We start from the raw sequence: 20,706 nt of genomic DNA, 5'->3' as shown, positions 1-20,706 counted from the left end.
TTCAGATGCGTGAGTCACTAGCCTATTGGAATGCGTATTGTTACGGTTGTTCCTTCTTGATAAATGCTGTCGAGCTCTATACCAGCCCGATCACCATACAGAATTCGAAGGCGGTTATGAACATTTTTAATGCCTAGAGAGCCATGATCCTGCAAATCATCGCTGTTCAATTCTTCTTGCAGCTGCTGCAAGCGCTCAGGTAGAATACCCGAACCATTGTCACGAATGCGAATGATAAGTTCGTCTTCCTCGCGCAGCGCATGAATCCAAATATGATTGTCTGTCCGCTCCAAGCCCAAGCCATGGACAAGATAGTTCTCAATCATTGGCTGTACGGATAGCTTCATAACCTGATAACCACCAATACCAACATCCATATCAATCGTGTATTGCAACTTGTCTCGGTAGCGAATACGTGTCAACTCCAAGTAGCGTTTGCAGTTCTCGATTTCTTCTTGGAGGGTAATATGCGTCTTATCCTTAACCATATGTCGGAAGATGGAAGCCAAGTTATAAATCATATCGCCCACATCATGCGCGCCTTTTGCTACAGCACGCATACGGATTACTTCAAGCGTGTTGTATAAGAAATGAGGCTTAATCTGTGATTGCAAGGCCACGAGCTCGGCATGCTTCTGCTTTAACTCCGACTTATAGACACGATTAATGTAATCCGATAAGTCGTTCACCATATGATTGAAACTATGCGCAATATCAGATAGCTCATCTTCCTGCTGGAAGTTGATGCGTGTGTCCAACTTGCCTGCTGGTACTTGCTTCATCGCTTTCACGATCACTTGCGTACGTCTCGAAATACGAATGACTGTGACGTAAGCGATTACAACGACGAGAATAACGCACAGCACCGTCACTACACCGATCGTTGTTCGTACACCTGCCAACCGATCTGTCACTTCATGCGATGGAAGCATGGAAATGACCGTCATCCCCAATTTATTCGTTTGCGATAACGTCACATACGCTTCACCGATGCCATCCAAATTCAGCTTCAATGGTTGGTTGCGCTTCATTGCCAACAGCTCAGCTCGATTACTTTCATAAGCGGACGCCATTTCTTTGTTATTGAAATAAATGACCTGATCCTGCTCATTCAATACGATAACGGAATCAAGCTGCTGAGCATCCACCATCCTGTGGCGAATGCCATCGATGCCGAAATCGATCATAATCTCACCAGATGTCGTTAGCGTATCTGGATTGTTAATCCGATTGGTTACCGTAAAATAAGGAAGCGCTGATGGCTCTTTGTCTGTCTCTAATGGAACCTGTTCCTTTGCCTCTTCACTGTGTTGAGATGGAGTTGAGTTATCGATATCCATCGCTGCATCCTGCGCTTCATCTACATCCGAGATCTTTGATTCATTGCCCTGCTGTGGATAACGATCCCGGAGAAATTGAGGATCGGGAGTCACTTCCCACGGGTACACTTTACGGAAAACGCCGTTATCGCTATACATAAAAGCAAAGCCTTGTCTTGGGCTTACTAGGACAATATTTTTCAGATCGGAATCTTTCCAAAATTGATTCGCATAGAACGTGTGAAAGTCCCGCACAAAGAAGCTATTGCTCTCGCTGTACGTATCCAATCGATACCGCAAGTAAGACTCATAGCCATTTTCCAAAAAGTATACCGTATCTCTAATAAGAACGTTGTCTTGATAAAGCTGCTGTAGAAGCAGCTGCGATGTTTCGTACTTCTGGTCAAAATAGCGATTCATCGCATCAACCGAGCGCTGCTGTTCTAGCAGCATCGAGCTCATATCTTTTCGAACAAAGAACTGATAGGTAAAAAGAGACAAGGTTACTAACGATATAAGAGCGATACAAGAGTATACAACAATTAATTTATTAAATAGCCTGCGTTTAAAATGAGTCTGATAGATTCTTTTAAGCATCAAACAAAGCCTCTTTTCCCCGTACACTCGATACGATAAGTGGCATTACTCTTTATCAAATGTAAGCGCATACGATTATAGCTAGCGCCTGTCTTTCTAGTATTAATATAAATGATATATATGTATATAACAAATAAGGAATACCATACGATTCGCTAAATAAACACGTAAAAACCTTGTCCGAAACCTTTTTATTACCTTTTTGTAATCTTTACCTTTCCCCCTTAATCCCCCAATATAGCGGGCATTACAGGCTTTATCCAGAATGTGGGTGAAGCCTATATATGGTTTACTGTTTGACATGGTTACAATTTTGTAAGACAATAATCCATGTATTAAGAAACTGTCATAACTGATACTGCTTACATACATTCACTTATTAGTGATATCGGTCTTACAAGTTACGACAACTTGATATGAAATTCAAAATACTTATTTAGTTACTTACAGGAGGCGATGATTTGAAAACGGCAATTAAGACAGTTCTCCTAGCGGGAGCGGTCTTCGGATGCATGCTCTTTACGGATGGCGCGCTCGGAACGAAAGCTTACGCCTATGACGGAGACAAAAAAGCTTCAATTACAATTAATGGTCAACAACTTACCTTTACTAATACAGTACCTGTGTTGGAAGATGGAGAGACAATGTACGTCCCGCTTCGCGATTTCGTGAACAAAATGGGATGGACGATGTCCACATCTGACATTAACAGCAATCATATGAAAATTATCGTCAAAAGCGCTGATACGACAATTGAATTCCGCACAGATTCCGCTACAGTGAAAGTAAACGGAAAATCGGTCAAGATGTCGGATAAGCCTTGGATGTATAAAAATACAACTTATATTCCATTGCGCTTCTTCGTTGATGAAATGGGTGTAAAGTTCACGTGGGATGCGAAATATTTAAAAACACTTCCATCTGTAGATCGCAACAAGAAGGAAGTTTCCATCCAATCCAGCAAGCAAGACTTGAATAAAGCAGATGCTGTCATTAATACAGCTTACAGCTACATGGGCGTACCATACGTATGGGGTGGAACAACTCCATCAGGATTTGACTGCTCCGGCTTCTTGAATTACGTATTTGGTAAACATAATGTGGATCTTCCACGTACCGCACATGATATTTACAAAAATGCAGGTACAGCAGTTAAGGCCCCTCAAAAAGGAGATCTTGTATTCTTCTCTTCGAGCGGTTCACGTATCACGCATGTAGGCATTTATGTTGGAGATAACCAATACATTCACGCTTCCTCTGGTAAAGCGAAAAGTGTAACGGTTTCCAGCCTTGGTTCCAGCTGGTCTAAACAGACTTATGTTGGGGCGAAGCGCGTTCTATAAAATTTAATAAGAAGCTATTTTTATCTGAATGTCCAAAATGATAAGGGTTGCCCACATGTCACACTCGTTGACTGGGCAACCCTTTTTTTATGATACGCTTTTCAATTTCTATAACCTGCGTTCCAAGCGACTAGCAAGTAGTAGACCCAAGCCAAATTAATAACGTTCTTTTTCTTCTACAATTTCTTCTTGGTGCAGCTTATAGCTAGATTGCGGCAGCCTCTCTTTATTAACAACGACGCCATTCCGCTTCTTCAAGCGATAAGAATCAACGATAATTCTCGACTTTTCTGGCGCTATCTTTTCCGTAATTTGATTACTTATCTTTAGGACAGGGCTATTACGCTGTTCGGTAATAACATCATAGGTAATACCAGGGAGCTGTTGACCGTACACTTGTACCTTTAAGCGATTGCCATTTACTTGCGTCGTCCAGACGATATCACCGCCTGTTTCATTAGACAACACGAGATCGGGGCCACCTGTTGAATACGTAGCATCCCTTCCGAGCGGCACATACGGAACAGGCAGCGAATGCGAGTTGCGTTCCACTATCCCCATACCCGCAAACAAAGCTGCATTATACATCGTCGTAGACGTTTGGCATATCCCCCCGCCGATCCCATCTACCATGCGGCCATTCTCGATTACAGGAGCGATTTGAAGTCCGTATTGCTCCTCTGTCTCCTTTACAATGTCGCTGTAACGAATTTGCTGATTTGGACTAACAACGACGCCATTCAATGCTTTGGCACTTGCACGTACGTTGTGAGCATGGCCGTCACCACGATCCGCAATCAACGTTGTGTATTCGCCAAGCAGTGCATTGGGCTTGCGCTTCTTCAATGTTTTGACTGTCAAATCCGCTGGTATCGTGACAAGCGGCATCCGCACAGTCACCGGCTGTTTGACATCGGGATGTGATTTCAATTTGCTAACAAGCTGTATTAGTGACTGTTCCAGCTTATCTTCATCCAATTCCCAACCATCTACTTCTTGTTCATATGTAACTTTAAAAGGTGTTATGTATTGGGCTTGCGCATTTTTCGGTTTGCGATCAATCGTAGTCCCGAACGATTTACGAACAGCGCTCGTCATTTGATTCACATGAAGACTAGTCTCGATATCCAAGCTTTCCTCTGCTAATTCACGACCTAGCTTCCATTTGTGTGCGATGTTACCTTCTTCCCATTGCTGCAGCTGTTTAGTGGCTTCTTCGTTTGCGAACGTAAAGCCAAGCTCTTTTAATGTAAACGTCTGTTCCATTAAAGGATCCAGTCTATTATCTGTACGATCTGGAACAAATTGCACGGTCATTCCTTCAAACGCAGCAATTTGTTCGTTCATCTTCGCCAATACTTCAGCAGGCTGCAATCCTCCTGCATCTATGCCCATCACGCGATATCCATGCGGAAGCGGAGCTTCGTCCAGATGCATCGCAAGGTAAGTTCCTAAGCCAATGATTAAAATCGAAATCATGCCAAACGCAGCAACAATCTTTCGTTTATGGGATTTGACCCAACCAAAGAAGCGGCTGTACCAAGAGGATGAAGGTTGGGTTGAATTTACAGGTTCATGCTGTTTCTGAGAATCCCTGTCCAACGGTTCTTTATGCTCGTTCATGAAGTCTCAATCCTCCTTTGCGCTTACCACTATAACGGAATATCCATTCAGAAGGGTTACAACGTGTTTACGTTTTGATATTTTCCTTCTCTTATCGTGCCTTCCTTCCCCCTAAAAGTATACAGAAGTCGTCGTAATTATGAACCTTTTGCTGAAAAGTACCAAAAAGGCAAGGAATACTGTATGGGCTCCAACATATAAAAAAAGCCTTTTCCTCCACCAAAAGGCAGGAAGAAAAGGCTCTTCAGCAAAAATGATATTTAGTTCTTCGGCAATTGGAAGGAACTCTTCAACGATACGATTAAGTTAAATACGATCTTACCGTCCTTCGTATACTTCGAATCAGCATTGAAGTAGCCGTGACGGAAAAATTGCAACTTATCATGCGGCTGAATATCCTTCAAATTCGGCTCTATGAAACCTTGGTCAACAACCATCGAATTCGGGTTGATGCGATCAAGGAATGTTGTCTCTTCAGTAGCTTCTTCCTCAGTTTCATCAAGAATAAGCGGCTCATACAAACGGAACTCCGCTGGTACAGCATGCGTCGCTTCAACCCAATGAATCGTTCCTTTTACTTTACGGCCAGTAAATCCGCTGCCTGACTTCGTTTCTACATCATACGTACAGTGGATTTCTGTTACGTTGCCGTTCTCGTCTTTAATAAAGTCGTTGCACTTAATGAAGTAAGCATGCTTTAGACGCACTTCATTACCAGGGAACAAGCGGAAATATTTCGCTGGTGGGTTCTCCATGAAATCATCTTGCTCAATGTAAATTTCACGTGAGAACGGAATTTGACGCATACCCATTTCAGGAACTTCAGGATTTACTTCAGCATCCAACCACTCCACTTGGCCTTCTGGATAGTTTGTAATAACAACTTTCAACGGTTTCAAAACACCCATCGTACGAGGAGCTTTTAGCTTCAAGTCCTCACGGATAAAGTGATCCAAATACTTGGAATCAACCGTGCTGTCAGACTTCGTTACACCGATCTCGCGGCAGAAATTGCGAATGGATTCTGGTGTGAAGCCACGGCGACGCAAGCCGGAAATCGTAGGCATGCGCGGATCGTCCCAACCGTCAACAACACCCTCATCAACGAGCTGCTTCAACTTACGCTTACTCATGACGGTATTCGTGATGTTCAAGCGAGCGAATTCATATTGATGCGGTGTGCTCACCATTTCTGTTTCTGCAACAACCCAGTCATAGAATGGACGTTGATCTTCAAACTCCAGTGTACAGATCGAATGCGTTACGCTTTCGATTGCGTCTTCCAATGGATGAGCGAATGCATACATCGGATAGATGCACCAAGCATCACCTGTATTGTGGTGCGTTGCATGTGCAATTCGATAAATAACAGGATCACGGAAGTTGATATTCGGTGAAGCCATATCAATCTTCGCACGGAGCACCTTTTCACCATTGCCGAACTCGCCGTTACGCATACGTTGGAACAGATCAAGATTTTCTTCTACTGAACGGTCACGATATGGACTGTTCTTACCTGGCTGCGTCAATGTACCACGCATTTCACGCATTTCATCCGCATTCAAATCACATACGAATGCTTTTCCCTTTTTAATAAGAAGAACCGCACGTGCATACATTTCTTCGAAGTAATCAGAAGCGAAGAATAGTCCGTCCCAGTCAAACCCGAGCCACTTTACATCTTCCTTGATGGACTCTACATATTCTGTATCTTCCTTCAATGGATTCGTATCGTCGAAGCGTAAATGCACACGGCCCTTGAACTCTTTCGCTAGTTCAAAGTTCAAGCAGATCGACTTCGCGTGGCCGATATGCAAATAGCCGTTCGGTTCAGGCGGGAAGCGAGTAACGATGCCGTCCACGTTGCCTTCCTTCAAATCATTTACGATAATATTGCGTATAAAATTCGATGCGCTCGGAGTTTCCACCATAAATCAACCTCTCTGTCTAATAAACCTTTGTTACATAAATATAACGTCAAACCCCCCTCAGTTCAACTCTGAGGGGGATAACGATCAACCTTTTATACGAGCAAATCAAACAGAAGCGGATTTTTGTTCAGCTCAACGTAATCGAGCCCCTTCTTATTCATCCGATCAATCAGCAATGTATAATCATCGGCATGCTTCAATTCAATGCCCACAACGGCTGCTCCATTATCTTTATTATGCTTCTTATGATACTCAAAACGTGTAATATCATCATCTGGACCTAATACATGTTGCAAAAATTCACGAAGTGCACCTGCACGCTGCGGAAAGTTAATCGTGAAGTAATGCTTCAATCCTTCATAAATAAGTGAACGCTCTTTAATCTCTTGCATACGATCTATATCATTATTGCCGCCGCTAATGACACAGACGACATTTTTACCTTTAATTTGATCCTTATACAGATCAAGCGCCGCAATCGACAGTGCACCCGCTGGTTCAACGACGATAGCGCTCTCGTTATACAGCTTCAGTATCGTTGTACATACTTTACCCTCAGGAACATGAATGACATCATCCAATACATTTTCACAGATATCGTAGTTCAGTTGTCCAACTCGTTTCACGGCTGCACCATCGACGAACTTGTCGATCTGATCCAAGGTAACGACTTGCTTCTCTGCAAGCGATGCTGTCATTGAGGCAGCACCCTTCGGTTCAACACCAACGACCTTTGTATTTGGGCTTATCATTTTCACATAGGTACCGACACCTGCTGCTAAACCTCCACCGCCGATTGTAACGAACACGAGGTCAGCAGGAACATCTAATGACTCCATAATTTCCATACCGACGGTACCATTGCCCGCCACAATATGGGTGTCATCGAATGGATGAATAAATGTCATTCCCTGTTCATTGCAAATGCTCATTGCATTTTCGTAGGCGTCATCATACGTATCTCCAGTTAGGACAACGGTAACATAGGAGCCACCGAATCGCTTTACTTGGCTGACTTTTTGACTAGGTGTCGTACTTGGCATAACAATCGTTCCTTGAATCTGTAGGGCTTGACAGGAGTATGCTACTCCCTGCGCGTGATTGCCCGCACTAGCACATACGATGCCTCGATCCAGCTCATTTTGGGAGAGATGGCGAATTTTATTATAGGCTCCACGAATTTTAAATGAACGTACAATCTGTAAATCTTCACGCTTTAAATACACATTGCAATCATATCGAGCGGACAATATCGAATCCCGCTGAAGCGGAGTCCGTACAATTACTTCTTTTAATACGTGATGGGCACGTACGATATGTTCCATCATTCCAGTCGTAGTCGTCATCTTCTGTCTCTCCTTCTCCATCCTATATCTGTGTATGCCTGCCATCACATTTTGAAATGCCTAGTTCTTTGCCTTTGCTGCATAAAATACGTACATTATCTATATAAAAGAGTACAAAAAAACTCGCCCCTAAAAAGGGACGAGCTGATCTCGTGGTACCACCCTTGTTCCGCACATCTCCAACTTCAACATAAGGAATCTAGCGTTCCAGCATAGCCAGATATTCTAGGTTCCATGAGATGAAGCTGCCGTTCCGATCTGCGACACTCCGTTGCGCATTAGCGCTATCCCGATAACGTGGGATTTGCCGTCTGCACTTACTGTCTTCCTTATACAGGTACGACTCATTCAGCGCAGCATGTCAGAGAGGATATGTATCTGCTTCCGTCACCGACTTACACCAACCGTCGGCTCTCTGTAGACTTCCCGCTGACACACCTAGTCTCTTCAACCATATTGAATCTCCAGCGCAGTTCATCACTGCGGGATGTTGGGTTATCATGGACAACCGATAGTACATGCAACTATAAAGGTAATTCATTCCTGTTTTACTCAAGTTATTAATCCCTATTATGTGCTCGCTGGCGCTAAAAAGTCAATCGTTCCTTGTGGAAATTTGTCTTCCTAGAGTAGACATTACTCATAAGCACACAGCAGAATGCCATCACAAATGCCGATTACTTATTACTTTGTATTTGCGATGGCAGCCTTCCCTGCCAGCTCCTCTACTTGCACTGGCGCTCGCATACGTAGAATAGAAATAATAGACAAGATACCGATAATAAATAGCACAGATGAAATGGCGTACATAGCAGACAATGGCAGCACACTCTTTGCTACACCCGCCAGCGACATCGTAATAACCATCGCTCCCATAAACATCGGACTTAAAATACCGTTGACTCGGCCTATAAAACTGGACTCTGTATTTTTAAGAATCAACGTATTGATACCGATCTGGATTGCAGGAAGAAAAAGTCCACTTAAGAACTGCGCAGTTAAGGTCAGCCACCACAGATGAGATACACCGATAACAACTAACACAATCGAGCTGACCGCCATGCCGATTGCAAGCATATGCTGCGGCTGAAGGCGCTTAGACATCATCATTGCTAATGCTCCACCGATTAGCATCGCACCGCCATTGACCATCAATAAATATTGCAAGTGCCCTTTTGGAAGCCCCAACTGCTCTGTAACGACTAGGATACCTAAGGGTTGAATTAGACCAATCGCCAAACCAGCCATCGCAAAGCAAGCCATTAAAGGTTTAAGAATGGAGCTATTCCATACATAACGAGCCCCTTCCATCAATTCATAACGCAGGGACGTATTCGCTTCCTTCTTTTCTTCCTCACGATCAGCTGGCAGAAATAACAGCGCCACCGCTGAAAGTAAAAACAAGAAACCGGTAATAATTAATGAAGTTTGAATGCCATATTGTTCATATATAATGGTACCAATAGCAGGCCCAGCAACCATAAACAGAGCAACCATGGTCTGAAAGATGGACATTCCTGCTTGCAATAGCTGCTCAGGTACGTGCAGCTTGAACAGCTTCATGGATGAAGGTTGCGAGAACTGTGAAAGAATCGCTGATACAAAGGTTGTGAAAAATACAGCTTCCCATGAGCCGTTTATGATCGTAAACAATACAACAAAAACAGAGATCGCACTTAATACGTCACACCAAATCATCGTTCGTTTTGGACGCCACCGGTCTGCAAAAGCACCACCAATGAAAGAAAATATAAAAATAGGCGCAAATTCCACCACCGAAACGAGTGACAACGCTATCGGGTCATTGTTCGTCTTCTCGACGACGTATAGCAGAACAGCAAAGTTCCGTATCCATATTCCCAACTGCATAAATAACCCCGCCAGCATAATCGCCTGCACGAAGCGATTGCTAAACAAACTAGCTGCTGAAGGTGCTGCTGCTTGATTCATTTGAGTCCCCCCACTCTATTTCCAATAACAATAGAACATAAGTTTACCCATAACATAAATAAACATCAATACATCGATAGCATCGTTTCTGTCTCCATCTCTAGACGTATATGGGTGTGTGCATTTGGCATTATCTGTGCTTAAAAAAGGAGATTGGAGAGATAATAAGTAACTATAATCATATTCCACCCTTTACTTCATCTTGGTAAAGTGGTAATGTATTAGCAAACAAACGCGAATCTCAATTCTATTTCCATGTCGTTGAATCTTTTATTTTATGTATACATGACCTTCATACTCTTACAAGACGGGTGATTTTCTATGAATGCTGTACTATTATCACTAGCTGTTCTTTTCATTATAAGCTTATTCCGAGTCCAAGTCGTATTCGCACTCTTGATCGCAGCGGCTGTTGGCGGCATTGCAGGAGGCTTATCCTGGGCCACTACCATTGAGACCTTTACGACGGGCCTTGCTGATAGCGCCACGATAGCTGTAAGTTACGCTTTACTTGGCGCTTTCGCTGCAGGCTTAACCGAGACAGGTCTACCTTCCCAGTTGGTGCATGGAGCGCGCAAGCTGCTCGGACGCTCTACCCAACAGGGAAGTTCACGCCGTACGACAACCATCGTACTCATGCTGCTCGCCGTTGCCTTTATTGCGAGCCTATCGCAAAATGTCATACCGATTCATATCGCCTTTATTCCGATTCTCATTCCACCGATGTTAGTTATCTGGAATGAAATGCGCGTGGATCGACGCGCTATTGCATCCGCGTTGACGTTCGGCTTAATTATGCCGTATATGCTAATTCCAGCCGGATTCGGGGCGATCTTTCACGACATTGTTGCGAAAAATATGACGCAGAACGGTCTCGCTGTAGACGCCAGCTTGCTGCCGCAGGCGATGTGGATTCCGGCGTTGGGCATGGTCGCCGGGCTGCTTGTCGCGATCGGCGTGTCCTACCGCCGTCCGCGCAGCTATTCGTCAACAGCGGTGGCACAGCCTACTGACGCTGTTGACGAGCGCGACTCGAGCGCAGCGCAGCTGCCAGGCGCTCGACGTCGCACGGTGGCAGGCCTCGCATCCATTGCCGCGATGCTTGCCACGCAGTTGGCGACCGGCTCTATGATTGCCGGAGCCGGAGCTGGGCTTGGCGTGCTCATGTTGGCACGCCTGATGACGCGTCAACGTGCAGAGCGCGTCTTCACGGACGGCATGCGCTCGATGTCTTACATCGGCTTCGTCATGATGTCCGCCGCTGGCTTAGCTGCCGTCCTGCGCGCGACAGGAGACATCGACGCGCTAGTAGAAACATCTGTCGCTTATGTAGGCGACAACCGCGCCATTGCAGCCATTCTGATGCTGCTCATCGGCCTGCTTGTAACGATGGGGATCGGCTCGTCATTCTCGACGATCCCGCTGATCGCGACTGTATTTGTACCACTGTGCATGGAGCTGGGCTTTAGCCCGCTGGCTACGATTTCGCTTATCGGCACAGCCGCAGCACTTGGCGATGCGGGTTCCCCTGCGTCAGACAGTACGCTCGGTCCAACCGCCGGCTTAAGTGCCGATGGACAGCACGATCACATCTGGGATACCTGTGTGCCAACTTTCCTGCACTACAATATCCCACTGCTCATCTTCGGCTTTATTGCCGCAATGGTGCTGTAGAATAATCGAATACTATTGCATTTATACAAAATAAAAAGTGCTGAGTCCCAAGATACGATTCAATCTTCTCGGGACTCAGCACTTTTATGTTTAGATCTACCTATCAGTGTTGTACATGATAAGCAAGCCAGCTTCGTTATTTGCGTTAATACATTACATTATTGCGTTAGATTTTGTTAGCTAACGTTAGATGCCTTAGCTCTCTTGTCACGCTCTGGCTTCTCCGCCTGAATGTGTTCTCCGCCCATAAGCGCAATCGAGATAAGCGCAAGGACAACAGGAACGAGAATCCATCCGAACGTACCGCTAATCGACTCTGCCAAGCTGTTAATCAACTGCTCATACACATCAGGCGGAATTTGCTTGCGCGTCTCCTCCGCCAACAATACTTGAGCATCGATCCCTTGCATCGCCTCTGTACTAGGCATTGCTTGTGAAATGCTGCGATTAAACAAAGCAGACTGCACCGCTCCAAATAACGTAATACCAAGCGTCATCCCCAACGAACGGAAGAACGATTGCGTTGCATTTGCGGTTCCACGCTGATTAAAGTCCATTCCATGAACGGAGGCCAAACTGATAAGTGAAAATGAGAATCCAACCCCCATCCCCGTCAGTACCATGTACAACGTCATCAACGTGCGAGGAGTATCAGGCGACAACGTACTTAACAGACCAATCCCTGCTGCCAATAAGATACCCGATACGACCATAAGCGAACGGAATCTAAGTCTAGACAAAAGAATGCCTGCTGCTGTACTCGTTACAACCGAACCGAGCATCATCGGTGTCAAAATGAGGCCGCTATTCGTAGCTGTCCCTCCATACACACCTTGAACAAACATCGGAATATAGACAACAGCGAATACGAAAATCATCCCATACAAGAAGCCAATGCATTGGCTCGTTGCAAACAGCCTTCGTTTAAACAGCGAGAACGTAATAATCGGTTCCTTTGCCCTTGTCTCAATCCATAGAAACAGAGCCAAAAACATCGCAAATACTACGAACAAACTAATAATCGGCATAGAGTTCCACGCATAGGTTTTACCGCCAAGCTCAAGCGCGAACATGAGGCTGACCACTGCGATAATAAGCGTAAATGCGCCTGCCCAATCGATCTGCTGCTTCTTTGTCGGTGAAGTTTCCTTGTAGAACTGCATAATGAACCAGAACGAAACAATACCGAGCGGTAAATTAATATAGAAGATCCACTCCCAGCCCCAGAAGTCCGTAATGTAAGCACCAAGCAGTGGACCCATCACACTAGAAGTACCGAACACGGCACCAAAAAGCCCTGTCATTTTACCGCGCTTCTCTGGTGGGAATATATCAAAAATAATTGTGAAAGCAATCGGTACGAGCGCACCGCCGCCAATCCCTTGAATAACACGGTATACCGCCAACATCTCGATGCTGTTAGCCGTTCCGCACAATATACTACCTAACAAAAACATCAATAGACCAAATATGTAAAATCGTTTGCGGCCAAACATATCAGATAGTTTGCCGAATATCGGCATCCCCGCCATTGTAGCAACAATATAAGCCGAGGTTACCCAGACAAACTTCTCCCAGCCACCTGCACCGCCGATATCAGCCAGAATCGTTGGCATTGCGGACGCGACGATTGTGTTATCCATCGCAGACATTAATATACCAAGCAGCAATCCAGCCACGACGAATGGGAGCTTATTGTGACTTTGATTCATTACCATATTTCTCGACTATCCCCCTTTATTTATTGACCCTCTGCACCGATAAATCTATTACACACCTTTTCACCAAGCTTAACTGACCCCTAATCACCAATCACCGAACATTTCCCTGTATGCAGTGTTGATGCAATATCGACATGATTATTTTTCTATTTTCTGTTATCATTTCTTATAACACTACAACTATACCATAGTTATTGAACCACCAGTCAGTTAAACGAAACCGTTTGTGATACCATTGAATATGTTCAACCCTATATATCCAACTCCTTCAAGCAACCTTCTCTTTTCATTTACACCAACCTTCCGTAAGCATTCCCGTCACAGATTAAATTTGCCCAACCATGTTTATTTACTAATAGAATGCAGCGAATCACATTAAATCAAAAGGAAGCCCTTTAAATAAGATTTCAGTTACGTTACTGATACATTCCATTACCTGATTACATCAATCATTACATTCATTTTCGTAGTAAAGGAGAAACGTACGCATGTTAAACTCAGCACATCCATACGGTCGCGACCGCTTCATATATAGAGGCTTATTCATTCTTCTCGTTGTTGCAGGCATTGCTCTGACTGGTTGCAGTGCTAAACAGGAGCTCCTCGTTCCTACCTTTGTAACGCTTCCACAATGGGGGCATATTCCTATCCCTGAAAAAGTGAAAGAAGATGAGTCTACGGACGACCGTCTGAACTATTTAATTACATACGAATACAAGGCTTTTGTAGATTACTATTTAAAAGAACTGCAAGCACTTGACTGGAGCTTGGAGGAGTTTGAGGCGAACAAATTATTTCATGCCAGCAAAGGGGACGATGACTTCGTCATTATTATGACGAAAACAGATAAGAAGGATGTCGTACGACTCACCATTAAGCGAAAAGAAGTAACAGGAAGATAGATGACGAAATAAATGATACATGCGGCTATTTGATCCATCTAAAAAAGCGTATTGGATCAACCAGGCTGGGGGAAGCCCCAAGTATGGTCCCAATACGCTCTTTTCGTTATTCACAAAATACCAATCAGCATCGTGTACATGTGCACATACGCAACAAGATAATACGCTAAGCTATGAGATATACTCCTATCCATTTCTACCGAAGCAGTGCCTGAACGTCTTGCTTCAAGCGCAAAAATTCTGGATCATTCAGCAGTTCCTCACGACGAGGACGTGCGAATGGCACATCGATTCGCTGCAGCACACTAGCAGGCCGTGCGCTCAATACATAAATGGCATCAGACAGCAGCAGCGCCTCTTCGATGCTGTGCGTAATAAACAGCACAGAGCGGCGATGACGCTCCCACAGCTCCACGAGCCAGCGCTGCATGTCGCTGCGCGTGAGCGCGTCCAAGGCGCTGAAAGGCTCATCGAGCAGCATCAGCTCATGCGGGCTAAGCAGCGCACGTAGGAAGGCTGCCCGCTGCTGCATGCCGCCAGACAGCATGTGCGGATAAGCCTGCTCATAGCCTTCAAGTCCGACATTGCGCAGCCATTCGCGCGCCTCAGCCCGCAGCTCCCGTTTCCCGCGCCCCGCAATCTCTTGACCGAGGATGACATTGTCCTCAATCGTTCGCCACGGGAACAGCGCCGCCTGCTGGGGCATGTAGCTTACATGGCCAGTCTCTCCTACTACCGACTTACCATGAATCGCGATATTACCCGCTTCTGGCTTTAATAGCCCACCAATCAAGTGAAAAAGCGTACTCTTGCCGGAACCAGAAGGCCCCAGTAAGGATACAAACTCACCCTTATGCACAGATAGCGAAATACCATCCAATACCTGCACTCGCCCTTTCGCTCCCTTGAACGACATATCAACCTTATCCAGATGCAGCGCTAATGGAGTGTTGTCGTTGGCAGCGGGTTGTTGTGCACGCACATCTTGTTGGCTCTCTTGTTTAAACGTTGTATGTTCTACATGCGGCATGTTCATCGCCTCCCTCTACTCTTCATCCTCGGAACGCTGGCCATGCCAATGTATCAATCGACGCTCGATAAATTGGATGACTTGGAACAACATTACGCCAAGAAGTACAACGATAACGATAGCGACAAACATCCGATCTGTGCGGTATGCCGCTTGTTGCAGCAGCATATAATGGCCGATCCCTTTGTCTGTTCCGATCCATTCCGCCACAAGCGCACTCATGACACTATATGCCGCCGCGATCTTTAATCCGGAGAACATGGATGGCAGCGCATGAGGCAGTTCCAGCTTCCAAAATAACTGCATCCGGCTCGCTCCAGCCATTTTCATATAAGTAAGCATCATCCGATCTGTACGAGCTAATCCGTCCATCGTTGCAATGGTAATCGGGAAGAAGCAAACAAGTGCAATAACAATGATTTTAGGCAGCAAGCCGAAGCCAAACCAAATCATAAGCAGTGGCAGCAGCGCAATTGTCGGTACATTTTGACTAATAATAATTAAAGGATAAACGGCCCGTCTCACGATTGGTATAGGATGCAGTACCATGGCAACGAGCAAGCCTACAGCTGATCCAATTCCGAATCCGACCAGTGTCAGTTTAAGCGTCGCCCACGTGTGGCCCAATAACGTCTCCCAATTATTTTTCGCCTCTCGTACGATATCGTACGGGCTCGGCAGCATCCATTTTTCAATATCGAATACCGATACAGCCGTTTGCCAGACAAGTAAGAGCAGAAGAACCGCCACGAAGGGCGGTCCAACTTGTGCAAATTTACGACGCAGCATTAACGGTACTTCTCCGTCAATTTATCCATAGAGATGCCAGTCGGATTGTACACGATTTTCACTTGTGACATGACACTCGCACAGCCCATCTCCACCATTGCTTCGCTCATCTGCTCAATCACGCGCAGCAAAGTCGAAAGTTCGCCTTCCATCGTCGTCTCCAACGGGTTCACTTGATAGTTCACACCAGATGCTTCAATAATAGCAATTGCACGGTCTACATAAGGGATAACGTCTTCACCATTTGGTGTCTTCGGAATAATTTGAACGCTAACTAAACTGTTTGCCATGTTCATCTTCCTTTCCTCATTAAGGGTAGGCTGCCCTATTTTCCAATAAGGCCTACTATATATTCAACTGCAAGATTACTTCGCTAAACTTACTTGGCGCTGGGCAAAAAATCATTCGTAAATGCCTTATCCACATCAATGGATTTCTCCATCAACTTGTTGTCCACAAGCCACTTCGTATAGTTATCCCACACTTCACGCTTCTGCTCACCCCAACGCGGTGCATCATCTTGATATTTTGTGGATAACCATTTTTGACTCGCCTGTACAAGCTCTTTGTTCAAGTCTGGCACTGCCTTAAGCAGTAAGTCTGCCGCCTCTTCTGGTTTCTCAATCGCATCTTGATATCCCTTCGCTGTAGCCTTCATAAAGGCTTTAACTAGCTCAGGATCATCGGCAATCAACTTCTCATTCGTTGCAATGACAGGCGTATAGAAATCCAGCTCTTTCGCAAATTCATTCATATAAAGCATATCAACTGGCTCGCCACGAAGCTCTGCCTCAATGCCTGTCCAGCCATAGAACACCCATGCGAAATCAATATCACGCTTCACGGCTGTAAAGTAATCCGCCTCGCCGATATTCATATTTTTCACTTTCCCATAGTCAGCACCTGCTTGCTCCATTACGGTACGCAAAATTGCTTCTTCTACTGGGGAGCCCCAGCCACCGTAATTTTTTCCTTCGAAGTCTTTTGGCGTCTTGATGCCTTTGGACTGCGGAGCAGCAAATCCAGACGTATTATGCTGAAGGATCGCAGCTAGCGACACGATCGGTACGCCTTGCGAACGAGCTTGCGTCAATGATTCTTGTACAGTAATACCGAACTGAACTTCTTTTCCTGAGCCGACTAGCGTATTTGGATCACCAGACGTAGATTGAATAATATCCACATCCAATCCCTCTTGCTCATAGTAGCCTTTTTCCTTCGCGACGTATAAACCTGTGTGATTCGTATTTGGGGTCCAATCAAGCACAATCTTCACATTACGCAATTTGGCAGTCTCGCCAGCTTGTCCGTTTGATTCAGAAGCTTGCTTTTCTTTTGCTCCACAAGCCGCCAAAGTTAATCCCATGATCATCACTAGAAAAAAAGCAATTGCACGTTGTTTACTTGAAAATTGCATCGTATTCCTCCTCAGACAGATTGAATTGAATATTAATCACCCGCTGTATAACGGGTCATGCTTGTTCGTACACAACTTATACACATCATGCACCATATCATCTGGGCGTCATTCTATTTCTATCCACATGTGGACAACAAAAAAAGACGTCCCACTGGGACGCCATCGCTGCGTAATTGAAATTCAGTGTATGGTCATCAAACCATCGCGCATATGATTTCCTAATGTGACTGCTGTGTCCCTTATCTAGCTAACACGTGTATGTCTGGAAAGTCATGCTCTTAGATGCTGATGTTCGGACGTATAACGATAACGCCCGTTCCCATGTTCACTGAATCCATGTTTCCTACGCTGGCATTACCCAGATCAGGTTATAAGGGTCGGTATCTTCAAGGGATACATTCTCAGCCGGCCATATTCCAGCTCCCCAAGTGCTATTGTCACGTTCGAACAAACGTTTACAACACGTAATTATAGACTTCACTGTTTGGATTGTCCAGATATTTCAACATCATTCGACTCATGCTATTATGATAGTACTAGGACTTTGATCGTTATTGATCGTTATGAGGCTTCACTGTAACCTACTATCGTTATACTGTGGTGCAGACCTCTGAAAGGAACATGTAGAAAGCGATGCGTGATGCTAAGAACAACTGGCATGCAAGTTCGGAACAAATAGCGCTGAAACAGATCAAGAAGCAAGCCGAACAGTTCTGGGCAGCTAGCAAGTATGATGTGATGGCACGTGGGTATGCTTCCTATAAACAAATATCAGCTCGCTATCGCGATGCCTCTACTGCAGCAGATTATGAAGCAGCTATGCATAGCATATCCCATACTCTTGACGCTCTTCCTTATACGATGAAAGGTCTTCGAACTTCAATCGAGCATATGTGGGGATATGTGAGCAAGTATGTGCATGAAGAAGAGCGCACAATGTTCCAGCAGCTGTTCGATTCATTAGAATGGAAGCCAGACGCTAACGATCTAGATACTTTTGAAGCAACTACACCGTTGTTGCTCCTTATTCAGGAGTTTGCTGTAAAATACGATGTAACTTATATCGAAAAGACGATGGCTAACAGTTTTCCGCGATTAGCCGAGAGCTGTCAGCTAAATCAAATTCAAGATCATTAATAAGCGGTATAACCTAACAGTTATCCGGTCACTAGTTACTATTTAATCCAAATCCAATCTATCTATAACCACATACATGCAGAATTTGTACAGACAGGAGGGTTATTACAACGATGCAAGATGTACTTATCGGGAGTGCCGTCTCCGCGATGTCGACGGGGCTCGGAGCTATTCCTATATTATTTATGAAAAATGTTACCCATCGCTGGCGGGATATTTTGTTGGCTTACACGGCAGGTATTATGACTTCCGCTTCGATGTTCAGCCTGATTCCAGAGGCATTAAGCTTATCCAACACATGGGTTGTTGCCTTTGGCTTGATGCTCGGCTGCCTGACTTTATTATGGCTGGAGCGTATTGTGCCTCACGTGGATCTTGAAAAAATGGAGCATGCGCTAGGCAATAGCAAGAACAACCATGCGCCAATCGACCATAAGTCGATGCTAATTATTGCGGCAATTACGTTGCACAATCTCCCTGAGGGATTGTCCGTAGGAGTCAGCTATGCAAGCGGCAGTGAAGCGCTTGGGCCGCTAATAGCCTTCTCCATCGGCTTGCAAAATGCACCGGAAGGTTTCCTAGTCGCTCTCTTCCTCGTCACGCAGAACGTGAACAAATGGAAAGCACTAGGTGTAGCTGCCTTAACAGGCGGTGTAGAAATCATTACAGCATTGATCGGATTCTTCTTAAGTTCTTTCGTAAGCAATCTCGTGCCGTACGGATTATCATTCGCTGCTGGAGCGATGATGTTTATCGTCTACAAAGAGCTAATACCTGAAAGTCATGGCGATGGACATCAGCGTGCTGCTACCATTTCTTTCGTGGCAGGTATTATTACGATGCTTGCGCTGACACAATGGGTGTAATTAAAATTTCAGATGGCAAGTAAAAAGACGAGGCGCTTAGCCTCGTCTTTTTTTATAACCGACCATTCTAACAAGCCACATCATAATAGGCAGTAGTAAAAGCGTTCCACGTACGGTAGGTAGTTGTACTCGCACCATTCACCGTTCTCATTGTTTGCCTCTCGTCCTATCCTCTCACTGCTAAATCGCCTTAAACTTCACTGGGGATGAAAAATTGACTAACGTCGTAGATACCGAATACTCTGAAACCTCATCAATAAATGACTCTACCTCATGAATCGATTCGGCCATAATTTTAACGAGATAACAGTACTGTCCTGTAACGCGATGGCACTCGACGACGATCGGTGACTGTTGGCACACTTGTTGGAATACAAGCATTTTTTTCGTCTCGAATAAAATAAAGGCGGTAACCTTTCTGTTCAATTTCTCAGGATTAACGATGGCTCGATAGGCCTCAATTACGCCAGCACTCTCCAGCTTCCGTACCCGTTCCGTAACAGCTGGTGTAGATAGATTAACCATCTGACCAAGCTTGGTCATGGAGATGCGGCCGTCCTCTTGCAGAATGCGCAGCACTTTTTCATCGATATGATCCATTTTGAAGTTCTCCTTTATTTTTTAAAGTTTGATCGTAATATAGCTAAAAATATTTTGTTTTGAAGGTAAAACACCTTTTAAATGTTATGTAAGTTACTCCCTGCAATTCTTATACTTTTAGTATAACGAATATGTGTTCGAGAGGGAGCTAACATGACGCTTAAGATGATGACTAATTGTAAAAGATGCAGCCAACGCATTCAAGAAGATGAAGCGGCTTATATATGTTCGGAAGAGTGTACGTATTGTAAGTCTTGTGCAACAGTATTGAAACACTCTTGCTCCACTTGCGGTGGAGAGATTGTTCAGCGGCCTCGTCCTAAGATTACGACAACTAAGGCAGGGAGTAGTGGCGGTTGGAGCGCTTATGGAATGCTTCCTTATTAGAGTTGTGCATAAATATTAAATCTATAAAGTATATACCTAACAAGTACGATCCGACAGTTTTATAAAATAGC

General features: G+C 44.8%; 17 protein-coding genes, 1 riboswitch and 1 other annotated feature. Of the genes, 6 read left to right on the top strand and 11 right to left on the bottom strand.

The window, feature by feature from the left end; genetic code table 11:
• Window positions 1-17: 17 nt before the first annotated feature.
• Entirely contained in the window at window positions 18-1,916 is a 1,899-nt protein-coding gene (locus NQ117_RS13375; RefSeq protein WP_258278530.1) for a sensor histidine kinase, read from the bottom strand.
• A 461-nt stretch (window positions 1,917-2,377) separates the two neighbouring features.
• On the opposite strand from NQ117_RS13375, the gene NQ117_RS13370 reads away from it, so the two are divergent.
• Window positions 2,378-3,259 carry a C40 family peptidase gene (locus NQ117_RS13370; protein ID WP_258278529.1) on the top strand — a complete coding sequence of 294 codons (882 nt, stop codon included), beginning with the start codon at window positions 2,378-2,380 and terminating at the stop codon, window positions 3,257-3,259.
• A 156-nt stretch (window positions 3,260-3,415) separates the two neighbouring features.
• Here NQ117_RS13370 and NQ117_RS13365 read toward each other — a convergent pair whose 3' ends face one another.
• The 4 genes from NQ117_RS13365 to NQ117_RS13350 form a co-directional block, all read right to left on the bottom strand.
• Window positions 3,416-4,882 (bottom strand): VanW family protein, encoded by a 1,467-nt coding sequence (locus tag NQ117_RS13365; RefSeq protein ID WP_258278528.1) that lies wholly within the window; start codon window positions 4,880-4,882, stop codon window positions 3,416-3,418.
• Between the two features lie 260 nt (window positions 4,883-5,142).
• Window positions 5,143-6,813 carry a glutamine--tRNA ligase/YqeY domain fusion protein gene (locus NQ117_RS13360; RefSeq protein WP_258278527.1) on the bottom strand — a complete coding sequence of 557 codons (1,671 nt, stop codon included), beginning with the start codon at window positions 6,811-6,813 and terminating at the stop codon, window positions 5,143-5,145.
• 92 nt (window positions 6,814-6,905) lie between these two features.
• Complete coding sequence (ilvA, locus tag NQ117_RS13355) at window positions 6,906-8,159, bottom strand: threonine ammonia-lyase IlvA (protein ID WP_258278526.1); 1,254 nt, start codon at window positions 8,157-8,159, stop codon at window positions 6,906-6,908.
• A gap of 132 nt (window positions 8,160-8,291) precedes the next feature.
• Window positions 8,292-8,619 (bottom strand) — a binding site (T-box leader).
• Between the two features lie 224 nt (window positions 8,620-8,843).
• The gene (locus tag NQ117_RS13350) at window positions 8,844-10,109 is read right to left on the bottom strand and encodes an MFS transporter (RefSeq protein WP_258278525.1); all 1,266 of its coding nucleotides are present in this window, start codon (window positions 10,107-10,109) and stop codon (window positions 8,844-8,846) included.
• Window positions 10,110-10,430: 321 nt separating this feature from the next.
• Here NQ117_RS13350 and NQ117_RS13345 point away from each other — a divergent pair, with 321 nt between their 5' ends.
• Window positions 10,431-11,783, top strand: coding sequence for a Na+/H+ antiporter family protein (locus tag NQ117_RS13345; protein ID WP_258278524.1), 1,353 nt, complete (start codon window positions 10,431-10,433; stop codon window positions 11,781-11,783).
• Window positions 11,784-11,959: 176 nt separating this feature from the next.
• Here NQ117_RS13345 and NQ117_RS13340 read toward each other — a convergent pair whose 3' ends face one another.
• Complete coding sequence (locus tag NQ117_RS13340) at window positions 11,960-13,495, bottom strand: MDR family MFS transporter (RefSeq protein ID WP_375163077.1); 1,536 nt, start codon at window positions 13,493-13,495, stop codon at window positions 11,960-11,962.
• A gap of 497 nt (window positions 13,496-13,992) precedes the next feature.
• Here NQ117_RS13340 and NQ117_RS13335 point away from each other — a divergent pair, with 497 nt between their 5' ends.
• Window positions 13,993-14,406 carry a hypothetical protein gene (locus tag NQ117_RS13335; protein ID WP_258278522.1) on the top strand — a complete coding sequence of 138 codons (414 nt, stop codon included), beginning with the start codon at window positions 13,993-13,995 and terminating at the stop codon, window positions 14,404-14,406.
• Window positions 14,407-14,602: 196 nt separating this feature from the next.
• On the opposite strand, the gene NQ117_RS13330 is transcribed toward NQ117_RS13335, so the two are convergent.
• The 4 genes from NQ117_RS13330 to NQ117_RS13315 all read right to left on the bottom strand — a co-directional run bounded on the left by NQ117_RS13330 (window position 14,603) and on the right by NQ117_RS13315 (window position 17,642).
• Complete coding sequence (locus tag NQ117_RS13330; RefSeq protein ID WP_375163070.1) at window positions 14,603-15,442, bottom strand: ABC transporter ATP-binding protein; 840 nt, start codon at window positions 15,440-15,442, stop codon at window positions 14,603-14,605.
• 9 nt (window positions 15,443-15,451) lie between these two features.
• Complete coding sequence (locus tag NQ117_RS13325) at window positions 15,452-16,225, bottom strand: ABC transporter permease (RefSeq protein ID WP_258278520.1); 774 nt, start codon at window positions 16,223-16,225, stop codon at window positions 15,452-15,454.
• The gene (locus NQ117_RS13320; RefSeq protein WP_258278519.1) at window positions 16,225-16,515 is read right to left on the bottom strand and encodes a thiamine-binding protein; all 291 of its coding nucleotides are present in this window, start codon (window positions 16,513-16,515) and stop codon (window positions 16,225-16,227) included. Before NQ117_RS13320 ends, NQ117_RS13325 begins: the two co-directional genes overlap by 1 nt.
• Before the next feature lie 89 nt (window positions 16,516-16,604).
• Window positions 16,605-17,642 (bottom strand): ABC transporter substrate-binding protein, encoded by a 1,038-nt coding sequence (locus tag NQ117_RS13315; protein WP_258278518.1) that lies wholly within the window; start codon window positions 17,640-17,642, stop codon window positions 16,605-16,607.
• Window positions 17,643-17,967: 325 nt separating this feature from the next.
• A riboswitch (TPP riboswitch) is annotated at window positions 17,968-18,082 on the bottom strand.
• A gap of 196 nt (window positions 18,083-18,278) precedes the next feature.
• Between NQ117_RS13315 and NQ117_RS13310 the strand changes: the two genes are divergently transcribed.
• Window positions 18,279-18,782: a YbgA family protein gene (locus NQ117_RS13310; protein ID WP_258278517.1), complete on the top strand. Its 504-nt coding sequence runs from the start codon at window positions 18,279-18,281 to the stop codon at window positions 18,780-18,782.
• A 113-nt stretch (window positions 18,783-18,895) separates the two neighbouring features.
• Window positions 18,896-19,648, top strand: coding sequence for a ZIP family metal transporter (locus NQ117_RS13305; protein WP_258278516.1), 753 nt, complete (start codon window positions 18,896-18,898; stop codon window positions 19,646-19,648).
• A gap of 180 nt (window positions 19,649-19,828) precedes the next feature.
• Here NQ117_RS13305 and NQ117_RS13300 read toward each other — a convergent pair whose 3' ends face one another.
• Window positions 19,829-20,248: an Lrp/AsnC family transcriptional regulator gene (locus tag NQ117_RS13300; RefSeq protein ID WP_258278515.1), complete on the bottom strand. Its 420-nt coding sequence runs from the start codon at window positions 20,246-20,248 to the stop codon at window positions 19,829-19,831.
• A 153-nt stretch (window positions 20,249-20,401) separates the two neighbouring features.
• Here NQ117_RS13300 and NQ117_RS13295 point away from each other — a divergent pair, with 153 nt between their 5' ends.
• A complete protein-coding gene (locus NQ117_RS13295; protein ID WP_258278514.1) occupies window positions 20,402-20,635 on the top strand; it encodes a DUF1272 domain-containing protein in 234 nt (77 codons plus the stop codon).
• Window positions 20,636-20,706 lie beyond the last annotated feature (71 nt).

It is taken from the genome of Paenibacillus sp. SC116 (assembly GCF_024733555.1).
GTDB lineage: Bacteria > Bacillota > Bacilli > Paenibacillales > Paenibacillaceae > Paenibacillus_B.
The sequence above is the reverse complement of the archived record's forward strand: the minus strand, read 5'-3'. Positions and strand labels throughout refer to the sequence as shown.